The sequence below is a fragment of the Legionella saoudiensis genome, from assembly GCF_001465875.1.
Lineage (GTDB): Bacteria > Pseudomonadota > Gammaproteobacteria > Legionellales > Legionellaceae > Legionella > Legionella saoudiensis.
In genome coordinates this window covers 1,665,314-1,677,107 of the sequence record NZ_LN901324.1, presented here as the reverse complement: position 1 = coordinate 1,677,107, position 11,794 = coordinate 1,665,314, and the positions used below count along the sequence as shown (strand labels likewise).

Genomic DNA, 11,794 nt, shown 5'->3' with positions numbered 1-11,794 from the left:
AGTAGTTTTTGAATATGAGCCTAATGCGGGAAGTGAAGTAGAAGGAATTCCAACGCATCCCTGCATGGAATGGATATTTTTAGATGGATTTCTTAATAGTAAGGATTATACTGAGGACTTGGGAGCTCCTTTTGAAGCTTCTGATTTAATTTTTCCATACAGTATGCTTTTATTTGTTTATAATCCTCTGGAGCGCATAGTTCATTTAATGTTGCAAATATACAGACCATCATTTCCTTCGTATCCTTATTGCGCAGACTGGGAAGATTAGACGCTCTGTTTACTTTCCCTTGCATACGCTCAAAAAGATAGGGGGTATGCGTTTGTGCATCAGAAAACAAGCTTAAAAACTTAACATTCTTATTAGAAAAATTATACCGGTAGTGGCTTATTTCCTGTAGAGACATTTTGGAAATAGCTTGTTGAATCAGTTTGATAGAAAAATGAAGTACAGGGCTATCTTGTTTTTCTTTTAGAGCAGTACTTTTTTCAAAGAGCATTGCTGCTGCTTTTAATAAAAGTTTACCCATAGTTTCTTGTGATAGGTCTACATGGTCTTTTTCAAAAAGTGAAACATATTTATCGAGTAATGCATAGCATGATTCAGCATCTCTAATATGTTCCATGGATGGAAGTATAACTTCTGGTTCAGTAGTTAATGAAAAATTTTGCGTATTTGTTTGGCCATTTTCTTGAGGGGCTGTGGTTTCAGCGCTATCTAATTCTATCTCAAAGTTAGGCGATGTTGAAGGAGCCGTAAAAAAGGCAAAATTATTCGTTGCCACTTGAGCTAAAATATCTAATGAATTAGTGCTGGTATTAATGCGAGATGAGGATACTTGAGTTTTTAGTAAAGCAGGTCCTTGCTTTGTAGATGGTCTATTTTTATTAATTGTTTCCTTATCCCTTATCACTTTGGTTGGGGCAGGATTCAATAAGGCTGATAATTCAAATGCTCTAGACCTGGTTGGTTTTTCTGGAGATGAGTGAAGTTCAGTTTGTTTAGGGATTGTTTTGCTTGTGTCACTCACTACGGCTTGTTTTTTATTTGCGGATGTTGTTTGCAGAGCTTCATGATTTGTTCTTTTTTTGGTTGTTGTATTTTCAGTCCTTACATTATTTTCTAAAGTTTTTGAAACGTGTTCTGCTGGTGGTTTAGCTATATTAGAAGAGGAGGATGGGTTTTTCTCAGCATTTTTTGCTAATAATTCCATTACAAATTTTCTAGTGTGCGCTATTTGCTGCAAGGCTGCTGTTGAATCTAGTCCGCGTTCCGCTTGATACCTGGCATCATGGTAACGATCTTTTAAAAGCTTTTCAAAGGTATTGCAAGCAGAAATAATTTCAGTGGCTATTCTTGAACCTCTCTGCAAATGGTTATTCCCTGCAAGAAAAATATCTAAATTTAGTTTTGCCTTATTAAATTTGTCTTGATGTAAATAAAATTGTGCCTTACCACTTTGTAGCATTAAAGGGGTGTATTCGTCGCGATTTAATGCTGATGGAGGAATCTTAGCAAGATGCTTTACAATTTTATCATGATAATTTATCGCTTTGCTTATATAAGCTGTGGCTTGTGACGCTGCTTCGGGAGTGTTCGCTAGAATAAAAGCATAATCTGTATAACATTGCGCCATCATAAATAAAATTTCATTACACAACTGTAAGTCTGAAGCGGAGCTTGAGTTTAGCTTTTTCAGGACTAATTGCTCATTTTCTTTGGTAAATACGTCATTTATATTATTTTCTAAAAACTCAACATGTTCAGGATTTTCTAGATATTCTTTATAGTTTGCCAATACCGCATTGTACATCTCTTTTAATTTCAATTTGCTTCTCCAATTTAAAGGGCGCGGTAGTTTAACTGATAAAACCTAAAAAAGGATCAATTTGTGAAATAATTAGTAAGTTCGATAAATAAAGTGTGGGTTCTATGTTGATAGAGCTCTTCTTTAAAGAGAGCAAGTAATGGAGAAATTGCGTTGAAAAAAATCCCGGGGTGGGTAAATTTAAATCAAATGGGGCAATTAATGAAATTCTGGTAACATAATGCCTAGTACAAAATTTGAAAAGAAGGTTGGTTGGGCACTAATTGGACATTATTACTTGGTTATCTAGAGAGATATAGACAACCAAATAGCAATGTTTTTAGAATGGATTGTTAGCCTAATGTCAATGTTACCGCTTCTTTTTCTATAGAGGGCGGCATAACATCATCTGTTTCAGGTTTAGAAAAGAATCCATAATCTGTAAGTAAAGAACTATTATTTGAGTATGAAGGTTCGGGAAGTAAATTAATATTATTCTGATATGCAATTATAATTTGGTTATCTTTATAACCTAATTTTTTTTGCGCATGGTAAAGAGTACTAAAACGCTCTATTTGTTTAAAACCACTTGGGCATGCTGCCATCATGTATGTTTCAACAGGTCCTAATACATGCAAGGCCTCTTGATTTTTAATAATTGAATCAATTGTCTTGTGTCCGTATTGAAAAGCGGCCATGTACGTTATTTGTTCATGCGAATATCCTAAATTCATTAATACAGTGTGGTTGTCTTTGACTGCCAATAAATTCTGCCAGCCACCATTATGAGCGACAATATGGGCAACTTGCTCAAGTGCATAACCTGCTTCAATAAAGAAAGGCATATTTTCCTGTACCGCCTCCAAATTTCTTAGCCCACTGGGAAAATCCCCTATGTGCTGAAGTGTTGAAGAGCAGAAAAATTTACCTAAACTCCTATAAAGTCTTCCTTTCATTTCATTATATTGTTCTTGAGTTCCTGTGTTATCTTTTATTTCTCGATTAAGGTATTGAACTTCTGGGAGCGAGGTGTGCTTTAGCTTTAGCATAGTAAGTTCCTACGATATTAATGTTTTGTTGGAATCATATCATATTACTATCAAAGGTAGAGCGACTAAGTGAATAAGAAAAAACCATTGGATTGCGGCAGGTAATCCTCCGTCTAAATGTTTAGGATGGCTTACTTTTTAGGAGTCCTTAACGTGTTTTTCTTTTTTAGCAATAAAGAGAATCTTAGTCACCTCAGCAACGACTTCGCCGGCTTCATTGGTAATTTCAACGAGAAATTCTGGTTGAATTTTTTTCTTCTCTTCTACTTCTCGGCGAATTTGTTCTACCTGCTCTAAAGATAAGGAAAATTTGGCATAAATGGTACCTTTAGCGGGTATTTTATAGCGGATGGAAGCAGATTTATCCCAGACTATATATCCTTTACCCAGTAATTGCATAAACATTAACATGTAAAAGGGATCAGTCATGGAGTACATCGAGCCGCCATAGTGAGTGCCTACATAATTTTTATTCCAAAAACGCATTTTCATTTGAACGACAATGTTGGTGTAATCAGGAGTAAAACTTTTTACACTGATGCCTGCTCCCCAAAAAGGTGGCCATATCCGCATTAATTTTAATAGGGTTGAAAATTTCATAAGCGCTCATTCAAAGGTGATATTTTTATTAATAATTATAGAGTAACACCTAAAGGAATATATAGAACAATTGGGAATCGTGCTACAATTTTTACCTGTCTACCAAGTTATCAAAGTGTATGGAACCTGATATTATTTTTATTGGCGCAGGACCTATCGGTCTTTTAGGCGCAATCCAATTAAAGCTCCAATGTCCTGAAATAAACATTATAATGTTTGAAAAGTATGAAGATCCGGTGCGCAAACACGCAATGTATGTGCAACAAAAATCATTTTCAGGAATGAACCGAAGCAAAGGATTTGGTGAGGTTCTGGATGCGATTCCCTCCAAAGTAATAATTAGCGATTTAGAAATAATTTTAAGAGAGTTTGCACAAAAAATTGGTATTGATATTAAGTATCAGGAAGTTAATGATTTTAAGACCTTGAAAAATCAGTATCCTAATACGCATTATTTTGTGGGTAGTGGTGGGCTACGGGGTATTATTCATCCGCAAGTTTTTCTTAATAAAAATCAGATTAATGAAGTTTTGCGCTACGCAGTTGAAGTCAAATACAAAGCTGTAGGAGAGGTACGTACCTTAAATCAGCTGACTGAGTTACCTGGTGTATTGGCGAATACTGACCATGTGGTTTCTGAATACGTAGGCCATTTGAAGGACGATCTTACTCCCGTTTCACTGAGAATTTTTATTTCAGAAGATGACTACAAGTTAATGAAGGGTGCTACCTTTAAATCACCTTATACGCTTAAGGATCAGGATAAAATTCCCGCAGATTTATATAAAACGATTACTCTTTATTTAAAAGCTAGAGAGCATCTTGCTCAAGAACAAATCGAAGAGAATAGTTTAAAAATTTCTTCAATTACGATGTCTATTTATGCCAGCAAATCTTTTTGTACTCAGGTTGGTGAGGATATAATTTTCCAACTTGGAGAAGAGGCTTTTGCCTGTCCTTTTTATCGTAGCTTTAATGATAACGCTTGCTGCGTTCCTTATTTTACTAAAGCGATGAGCGCATTATTTAAAGAGCAAAATATAAAGGCTGAAATTAGTTCCAGCTCTATATTCAAATCAAGTATGGAAGATCCTCTTAGCTATTATCAACGCAAAGTACAAAGTTTAGTTACCCAAGAAATTCATACAATTTATGCGTTAAATTTTGGTTTAAAAATGATTGAAACATCGGTTGATTCATCTCGCTATACGCCCGTCATACCTTCGTCTAAATTATATATGACTAGTGGAGGGAAAGAGTTTATGGGAGATGTGAAAAGAACTCGAAAAAAAGAAGAGGAAAATCCTGCTAAAAGCAGTGGTTTCTGCGCTTTAATGTAAAGAAAGAAAATGTCATCCTTGTTGGGATGACATTCCAGTGTTACAAGCTATTAATGTCATTATTAAGTTCTTTAATAATCTGCATCACAGCATCGTCCACAATTGTTTTTTTCGTCTGACTATATATAAGATCGAACAAGGGGCAGGAGCTTTCATTCATATGGCCCATAGGCTCGATAGAGCTAATGTCTCTTTTGATTTTTGAGAGAATGTTCTTTTTATCAAAAGAGAGATGTTCGAGGCCAATCAATTTATCAATGGTATTAATTAATGCAGAAGACTCAAATGCCATGAAAATGCGTTCTTCTTTAAGCTTTTCTTTGATAAGTTGCAACATTTCCGGAGAGGCTTCGGTTTGAAAAAATGAGTATTTTGAATAGACAATCCCTTCGGTATCTTCCTTAATCTTGCTGGATATTCTTATTGCCTCAGCCGTGCTTTGATTTCTTAAAAAATCGCCAATACGTTTAATTAAGATGCTATTAAATTGATGGTAATTGTTATCTAACTCACTGGTGATGGAGCTAATAGTCAAAAGTTTCGCGCGTACATCAATGATGCAATAGAAGATAAGAACTACTGCCGCATTAATAAACGTTTCCGAGATAATGGTCAAAAAATTTTCATTTAATGTGAAGAGTGGGAAACTATTTCTAAATAAGCTAAAGGTTAAGCTTGGTTTTGATGTTTCAGCCACAATAAAAATAAAATAAAAAATAAGACCTAATATAAAATACTTATGTCGAACTATTTTTTTCCAGAGCATTTCTTAGATAGTACTTTCTTAATGGGTTTAAAATTACAGAGGAAGAAAACTCACTCCACAACTTGCTAATTATAAGTTAATGTAACGCGTACATCTATGAAAATAGATCAATTTATCGCATAGTCTTAAAAATATTATAGGCTGAAATTTGGTCATTTAATAAGTTTATAAGTCATTATGTGGGGTTTCGGCTACGTATGCTCAGCGAGTTTCCAGCATCATCAATTTGTTGTTCATAAATCAGAACGAGGACATTTCCTTGATGTACTTCTAAACTGATTTCTGAGGCTTGAGTTCGGTTAAAGCAGGAGGTTTTTCCTGGAAAGGTTAACTGACTTGCGTGTAGTTCCCATTGTAACCCTTTTGATGAAAGGATGGCTTGCGGAATTCCCATTAATGATATTTTGGTTTGCAGGGGCAACACCCAATTTAATTGTGAGTTTTCTTTAAGAACCAACCCGGTTATTGGTGGCGCATATAAAAGACAATTAGTTTCTAAAAAAATATTAATATTATTTAAGATGTGGTCTAAGTATCCTCCATTAACTCCAACGACAATTGCAGGCAATAAGTTTTTTTCTTCTAAGTAAACTAAAGCCTTTTGATAATCATTACTGTTTTGATCAGGAAGATGTAAGTGAGGATGATTTTTCAAAAGAGTAGGGTGAACTGAATCCAAGTCGCCGATGATTAATTGGGGGTATATATTTAATTTATGGAGGCTATTTGCAGCACCATCTGTAGCGATTATAGGTAGCCCCATTTCGGTGAAAAAGGATGATGAGGGTAGCTCACCATGCAAACATAAAATACAGCGATAGTCTGCCAAATTAGGGGCGTTGAACATCATAACGCCTCTTTAACAGGATAAGTAACAGGCTAATGATTAAGCCTGCAATATTTGAGCTAATGACAAAAAAGGAATTGGTACCACTGCCGTAAATAATCCAGGCGATGGAGCACACCAGATAGTTAATGAGCATAAGCATGGATAAATCTTGAGTAGATTTGGTTCTAATGGATTTGATAATTTGTGGTAATAAGCCAATAAATGAAGTAATAAAAGCAACAATACCAGAACATATAATAAGAGACACATTTTCCTCCGCTCAGATGAATGAGATCAGGTTCAAAGGGTTGGTTCATCCTCTCAGCCATTGCTAATGGCACCCCTAATGTACAAATATTATTCTATCATGAATGAGTAATAGTGCCAATTAGAAAAAAATTCATAGAGGCAACTAGGGTTTTCCACTATATGTTGGCATTGCAAGAAAATGGCCTACCTTGTTAGACTAAGGAAACGCATGCTTCTCATTCAGGAGACACCTATATGATAACGATAGATCTACTTAAAAATCACCAGCATACTTTACCTGATCTAGCACAGATGTGGTATGACGGACTAGGACGTATATGGTTACCTGAAATTCCTTTAAATCAAGCTGTAGAACGTTTTCGTGACCATGCGAATGCAGATGCTATGCCGTTAACTTATGTGGCTCTTCATGAAGGCAAGGCCGTAGGTATGTGTAGCTTACGTGAAAATGATGGTATTCGACCTGATTTGACGCCCTGGTTAGGTTCACTAGCGGTGCATGAAGCTTATCGAGGACAAGGTATTGCACGTCAATTGGTGGAAGTAATTAAGCAAGAAGCAAAGAAATTTGGTTTTAATACCTTATATCTTTTCGCATTTGACCACACGATTCCAGATTATTATCAATCCTTAGGATGGGAAATTATAGGTACGGATCAATTCAAAGAGCATCCGGTAACAGTCATGAAAATATCGTCCTTTTAAGAAGCTGGGTTACTCATTTTTGATTACCTCCAATCACGAAGAGATCTAGGGTAAATTGCAGAAACATTACGGCTATAGCATGGATGAAGCTAAAAATTAGTACGTGATTTTCTAATAGTTGAATGGATAAAGAAAAAAGACCTACCGCTTTATAAAGCTGTGGGTCTTCTTTTTAGCCTGTAGTACCTGCTATTGGCCATGACCCCGACACCATCAATTATTAATACATCACTGCAATAATGAGCAGGCCAGTAGCAATAAAACCGATTAAAGCCAGGCTCGAATTTCCACCTGGGATAAGATGCCCTTCTGTAGCCATCGCACAAGTCTTCCGACCTTTCCATGCCATAATCGCTGGCAAGAGTAGCAATAAAATCACGCAGCAAACACCTGCATAGCTTAATGCGTGTAAATAAATTCCTGGATTCAATAACACCACTGCTAAGGGAGGAAGAAAGGTTAAGGCCAGAATGTATTTACCTTGGCTTCCTGATTTTTTTAGTTTTAAACCATCAGCAAGAAAATCAAATAAACCTAAAGAAACACCTAAAAAGGCGGTAAGCATACATATCGAGGTGAAAAAACCAAAAAAACCACTAATCCATTGGCTTTGCACGGATTGGCTTAATGCCTCTGTTAAGCCACTGGTTGCATGTTCTGAACTCATCAAGGCAATTAACCCGTTATCTCCTTCACGAGAAACAACTCCCATAATCACTGCATCCCAAATAATGTAACAAGCAAGAGGGATTAAGGAGCCTAAAAGAATTACGCGCCGCAAAGAACGGATGTCATCGCCAAAATAATCTCTTAGGCTAGGGATAATAGATGCATAACCAAACGAGGTAACTAAGATCATTAATGTGCCTGTAAATGCACGGGCGGAGCCACCAGTTAAACCCTCAGATGAGGCATGGGGACTGATAATCACAACAAGTAATGCATAAACACCTAATTTACCAAACATTAATCCACGATTGACATAATCTACAGAGCGGATCCCTTTATATACAATTAAACTAAAAAGTATCGTGAATAATATGGAGGTAACACTCGTAGGTAAATTAATACCTACTTTATGCAGTAAGTTGTTAAAGACATCACTTCCACCGGAAATGTAGGCAGAAAGCAAGGTATATAGTAAAAATAGGTAGGTAATCCAGGCAATAATTTGCCCTGGCATGCCTAAAGTAGATTTCGCCATAGAAATCATATTGCTGCCTGCTGGAAGACGAAGATTAACTTCCAGAACCAGCAGGGCACCTGCAGTCATCACTAACCAGCAGAAAAATAAGAAAAAAATAGAATTAGTAAAGCCTACTTCAGCTGTAGATACTGGCAGGGCAAGCATTCCACCGCCTATCGACGTACCTACAATAAGTAATATCCCGCCGATTAATTTTGAATTGATCATGTGATATACGCCAAAGATGTTCAAATATAGTGCAATATGCTACTTTATTTTTCATTTAAAGTCAATGTAGAGCTTTACCGGCTCTATTTAACTTCCCAATAATCCCCAGAGTTCATGTGCTAAAAGTAAAATGGAAATAAAGAGCACGGCAACCTGAGTTATTTTACCGCCCGGTACAATAAAGGTTGAGCTGTGGTTTTTTCTTCCAAAATAACACATTAATGCAGGTAAAAATAGTAGTAAGATAATACAGAAAATACCGGCATAGCCTAAGGCATGAATATAAGCTCCAGGATAGTAGATTACTATTAATAAAGGGGGAACAAATGTTAATAAAAATAATCCAATTCCATGATGGCCGGAGGTACGTAATTTCAAGCCATCCGCTAGGAAACTGTATAAGCATAAAGAGACCCCCAAAAATGCAGTAAGCATGCAGATGGAGGTAAAAAAATTAAATAAAGCACTAATGGTTGGGCTTTGTACTCTATTTGACAGTAAGGAGGCTAAGGCACTAGTTGTGTGGGGATTGTGCATTAAGCTCTCAAGATTTTGACTGCCTTCAGCAGGAATGGCTCCCATGATTACCGCATCCCAGGCTAAATAACAAAATAAGGGAATTAATGAACCAATAAGAATAACTTTTTTCAACTGTTTAATGTCATCATCAAAATATTCTCTAAGATTGGGCACGATAATCGCAAATCCAAATGAGGTAATTAAGATCATAATTGTGCCGCCAATATAACGAACATCTCCATGATGAAAATTTTGTACATTGATGTAAGGCGCAATCAGAACAATTAATAAAAAGTAGACGGCTAACTTCCCAAACATCAGAGCACGATTGGCATAATCGACATATCGAATACCACCATAAACAATTAGCCCAAACAGTAGGGTAAACAGGCAACTGGCTTGCCAATCGCTAAGATGCATACCGATTTTATGGAGTAAGCTATTTAATACATCAGCGCCTCCGGAAATATAAGCAGAGAGGAGGGTATACAATAAAAATAAATAACTGATCCAAGCCGCTAACAAACCATAATTACCCAAGGTGGCTGCTGCCATAGAAACCATGTTTTTACCTTTAGGTAGGTAAAGATTTGCTTCAAGAATAAAAAATGCGCCTAAGGTCATAAAAATCCAGCACACGAATAGAAAAGCAGAGGACTGCCAAAAGCCAGTAGCAGCATTGGCAACAGGAAGGGCAAGCATACCACCTCCTATAGATGTTCCAACTATTAAAAGAACTCCACCTAAGAATCGTGAATGCATGTGTACACCTTAAAACATCGTTGAATTGTAACCCATATTAGCGCTGCATAATGTGGGGATTGCTTTATCCCGTATTGCCGGCTGCGAATACGGGTGATTTTACTTATTTCATCGCGAAATTTATTCTATTTGGCTTCATCACACAGCATTTTTGCGGTGTTCTACCTATAAACCATTGGATTTCAATGCGTCGATTAAATGCACTACCATGAATAAATGCATTATCGCCTACCGAGTTCTTATCGCCATAACCTTCAGGGTGTAAGCGTGTGGCCTGAATGCCGTTAGCCCATAAGAATGTCATCATCGTTTCTGCCTGAGCTTGAGATAGTCGATCTTTACGGTATTCGGTTCCAACATTATCCGTAAACCCGGCAACATAGATGGGGTTATCTGGATAGAGTCTTAATAGATCAATAATATGGTTAAGGCCAACATAACGTATTTCATTAAGACGAGGGCTTTCAAACATGAAATATTTATCTGTAGGGATAATCAAAGTCATGGTATCGCCGTATTGCACAAATTGAATATCGCATTTATTTAAATTTCTGATAATACGGTGTCTGGGGTTAGTACCTGAGCCTAAGATCGCCCCTACTGTACCACCTATAGCCGTACCCGCTAGTGCTCCAGGAACTGTTCCCGTTGCAGCAGCACCCACCGCTGTTCCCATCGTAGCGCCAATCACTGCGCCACGGGCAACAAAATTCCGGGGTTTAAAATTATTATAAGGAGGATGTGTACAACTACTTAGCAGGCAAGCAATTAGGCCACTATAAATGATTTTTGTTCTTGTTAATTTGAGTGGCATATTCACTCCTTAGTTTACGCGATTTTATCATTATTAAACATCTAGTTAAATTTCGCAATGTAGAGACGCCACTTGGAGTGCAGAATTACTTACGGCAGCCATTAAAAAGCCCTAATGGCTGCCAAAATGTCAATTAATTAACGACAAGGCCCTCTTGCATGATAGGGGTATCCTTGGGTTGCGATGTAGATAAAACGGGTGATTCTTTAGGTTGGAAGAAAGAAAGTAATGCTCTTTCTGTATCATACTCGGTGCTATGTCGTGCTGTGCCTTTAAATTCTCCGAGACTGGCAAGACAATGGCTTGCTGCTTTCATAAATAATCCGCCAACAGTGATTGATACGGCCAGACCTAAAGTAGGTTGTACAATCAACATGGGTAAGGCAACAAGAAAAATAGAGGCGTAAAGGCTAATGGTTGCTGCAGCCCAGAAGGTCAATTCACACACTTTATAACAGTTATGGAAGAAGGCACTAATTCTTCGTGCATCATATTCACGACCTATTTTTTCATTAGATGCTTTAAAAAAATCTTCTATTTTATCGTATGGTAGGGGCTGTAAATGGGTAATTTTATGGCTTTCAGTTAATAGGTCAATGTAGTTTTCATAGCTAATGATAATTGCAAGTTGTGTTTTTTCACTTTTTGCTTTACGCAGAGAACTATTGTAGTAGCTTTGTATGGCATCAATGTGTGTTGCTATTTGACGAGTAGCTTCTTCATCGTTTATTAGTTCAGCAAGTATTGTTTTTACTGCTTCTAATTGGTCATGGTACTTATTAATGCGGCTTTTTGCGTCTGTATAATAGGGCATGATCGCTCTCTTTTAAAATTAAATTATTTGTATAAAATTACCCACAATAATCGAATAGACGATATCAAGTGGTTTTATAACACAAAGAGAGAAAAAACCAAAGG

Annotated in this window: 12 protein-coding genes and 1 riboswitch; of the genes, 2 read left to right on the top strand and 10 right to left on the bottom strand. The window is 36.9% G+C overall.

Annotation, left to right across the window (positions count from 1 at the left end):
* Positions 1-92: 92 nt before the first annotated feature.
* The 3 genes from BN3124_RS16215 to BN3124_RS16205 form a co-directional block, all read right to left on the bottom strand.
* Positions 93-1,829 carry a hypothetical protein gene (locus BN3124_RS16215; protein ID WP_058535798.1) on the bottom strand — a complete coding sequence of 579 codons (1,737 nt, stop codon included), beginning with the start codon at positions 1,827-1,829 and terminating at the stop codon, positions 93-95.
* Between the two features lie 332 nt (positions 1,830-2,161).
* Positions 2,162-2,857, bottom strand: a complete 696-nt coding sequence (locus BN3124_RS16210; protein ID WP_058535797.1) for a hypothetical protein — start codon at positions 2,855-2,857, stop codon at positions 2,162-2,164.
* Positions 2,858-2,995: 138 nt separating this feature from the next.
* On the bottom strand, positions 2,996-3,457 hold the full coding sequence (locus BN3124_RS16205; protein WP_058535796.1) for a DUF4442 domain-containing protein: 462 nt from the start codon (positions 3,455-3,457) through the stop codon (positions 2,996-2,998).
* A gap of 119 nt (positions 3,458-3,576) precedes the next feature.
* On the opposite strand from BN3124_RS16205, the gene BN3124_RS17420 reads away from it, so the two are divergent.
* Positions 3,577-4,797, top strand: a complete 1,221-nt coding sequence (locus tag BN3124_RS17420; RefSeq protein ID WP_230849157.1) for a hypothetical protein — start codon at positions 3,577-3,579, stop codon at positions 4,795-4,797.
* A gap of 40 nt (positions 4,798-4,837) precedes the next feature.
* Here BN3124_RS17420 and BN3124_RS16190 read toward each other — a convergent pair whose 3' ends face one another.
* From BN3124_RS16190 to BN3124_RS16180, 3 genes are all read right to left on the bottom strand, one after another.
* A complete protein-coding gene (locus BN3124_RS16190; RefSeq protein ID WP_058535795.1) occupies positions 4,838-5,563 on the bottom strand; it encodes a hypothetical protein in 726 nt (241 codons plus the stop codon).
* A gap of 175 nt (positions 5,564-5,738) precedes the next feature.
* Positions 5,739-6,413: a thiamine diphosphokinase gene (locus tag BN3124_RS16185; protein WP_407927392.1), complete on the bottom strand. Its 675-nt coding sequence runs from the start codon at positions 6,411-6,413 to the stop codon at positions 5,739-5,741.
* Positions 6,394-6,660, bottom strand: coding sequence for a SemiSWEET family sugar transporter (locus tag BN3124_RS16180; protein WP_058535793.1), 267 nt, complete (start codon positions 6,658-6,660; stop codon positions 6,394-6,396). Before BN3124_RS16180 ends, BN3124_RS16185 begins: the two co-directional genes overlap by 20 nt.
* Positions 6,647-6,747, bottom strand: a riboswitch (TPP riboswitch). It overlaps the preceding gene by 14 nt.
* Positions 6,748-6,896: 149 nt before the next feature.
* Between BN3124_RS16180 and BN3124_RS16175 the strand changes: the two genes are divergently transcribed.
* Positions 6,897-7,367, top strand: a complete 471-nt coding sequence (locus BN3124_RS16175; RefSeq protein ID WP_058535792.1) for a GNAT family N-acetyltransferase — start codon at positions 6,897-6,899, stop codon at positions 7,365-7,367.
* Positions 7,368-7,587: 220 nt separating this feature from the next.
* On the opposite strand, the gene BN3124_RS16170 is transcribed toward BN3124_RS16175, so the two are convergent.
* The 4 genes from BN3124_RS16170 to BN3124_RS16155 all read right to left on the bottom strand — a co-directional run bounded on the left by BN3124_RS16170 (position 7,588) and on the right by BN3124_RS16155 (position 11,690).
* Entirely contained in the window at positions 7,588-8,781 is a 1,194-nt protein-coding gene (locus BN3124_RS16170) for an amino acid permease (protein ID WP_058535791.1), read from the bottom strand.
* Between the two features lie 87 nt (positions 8,782-8,868).
* Entirely contained in the window at positions 8,869-10,062 is a 1,194-nt protein-coding gene (locus BN3124_RS16165; RefSeq protein ID WP_058535790.1) for an amino acid permease, read from the bottom strand.
* Between the two features lie 103 nt (positions 10,063-10,165).
* On the bottom strand, positions 10,166-10,876 hold the full coding sequence (gene cmpA, locus BN3124_RS16160) for a C-OmpA-like family protein CmpA (RefSeq protein ID WP_058535789.1): 711 nt from the start codon (positions 10,874-10,876) through the stop codon (positions 10,166-10,168).
* Between the two features lie 133 nt (positions 10,877-11,009).
* Complete coding sequence (locus BN3124_RS16155) at positions 11,010-11,690, bottom strand: DUF5638 domain-containing protein (RefSeq protein WP_058535788.1); 681 nt, start codon at positions 11,688-11,690, stop codon at positions 11,010-11,012.
* Positions 11,691-11,794: the final 104 nt, after the last annotated feature.

What these genes read in the sequence shown, in the direction of transcription:
- BN3124_RS16210 (WP_058535797.1), bottom strand. Translation starts at nt 2,857, where the DNA reads ATGCTAAAGCTAAAGCACACCTCGCTCCCAGAAGTTCAATACCTTAAT.
- BN3124_RS16205 (WP_058535796.1), bottom strand. Translation starts at nt 3,457, where the DNA reads ATGAAATTTTCAACCCTATTAAAATTAATGCGGATATGGCCACCTTTT.
- BN3124_RS17420 (WP_230849157.1), top strand. Translation starts at nt 3,577, where the DNA reads ATGGAACCTGATATTATTTTTATTGGCGCAGGACCTATCGGTCTTTTA.
- BN3124_RS16190 (WP_058535795.1), bottom strand. Translation starts at nt 5,563, where the DNA reads ATGCTCTGGAAAAAAATAGTTCGACATAAGTATTTTATATTAGGTCTT.
- BN3124_RS16185 (WP_407927392.1), bottom strand. Translation starts at nt 6,413, where the DNA reads ATGATGTTCAACGCCCCTAATTTGGCAGACTATCGCTGTATTTTATGT.
- BN3124_RS16175 (WP_058535792.1), top strand. Translation starts at nt 6,897, where the DNA reads ATGATAACGATAGATCTACTTAAAAATCACCAGCATACTTTACCTGAT.
- BN3124_RS16170 (WP_058535791.1), bottom strand. Translation starts at nt 8,781, where the DNA reads ATGATCAATTCAAAATTAATCGGCGGGATATTACTTATTGTAGGTACG.
- BN3124_RS16165 (WP_058535790.1), bottom strand. Translation starts at nt 10,062, where the DNA reads ATGCATTCACGATTCTTAGGTGGAGTTCTTTTAATAGTTGGAACATCT.
- cmpA (WP_058535789.1), bottom strand. Translation starts at nt 10,876, where the DNA reads ATGCCACTCAAATTAACAAGAACAAAAATCATTTATAGTGGCCTAATT.
- BN3124_RS16155 (WP_058535788.1), bottom strand. Translation starts at nt 11,690, where the DNA reads ATGCCCTATTATACAGACGCAAAAAGCCGCATTAATAAGTACCATGAC.